This is a genomic window from Phosphitispora fastidiosa (assembly GCF_019008365.1).
Lineage (GTDB): Bacteria > Bacillota > Thermincolia > Thermincolales > UBA2595 > Phosphitispora > Phosphitispora fastidiosa.
Genome location: NZ_JAHHUL010000222.1, coordinates 1 through 233 on the forward strand (window position 1 = coordinate 1; position 233 = coordinate 233).

Consider the following 233-nt stretch of genomic DNA (forward strand, 5'->3'; position numbering starts at 1 on the left):
GACCTGCTGGGGCAAAGCACTTCACGTCCCGCGCCTGCGTCGGCCAACCCTGGATCGATCAACACTGGGCCTGCAGCGCCTCCCTCACCGGCGGGGGAAGAGCTCGCGAAGCTGCCGCTCGACCTTCTGCAGCGCGGAAAGTATCAGCCGCGTGTCGACATGCGGCAGGAGACGCTCCAGGAGCTCGCCGATTCCATCAAGGCGCAGGGCGTCGTCCAGCCCATCGTCGTCCG

General features: G+C 67.4%; 1 protein-coding gene. It reads left to right on the forward strand.

Translation table 11 applies throughout. The annotated features are described in order from the left end of the window. Nucleotides 1–57: 57 nt before the first annotated feature. Nucleotides 58–233 (forward strand): ParB N-terminal domain-containing protein (locus Ga0451573_RS20400; RefSeq protein ID WP_492207363.1); only part of this gene is annotated, 176 nt, incomplete at its 3' end.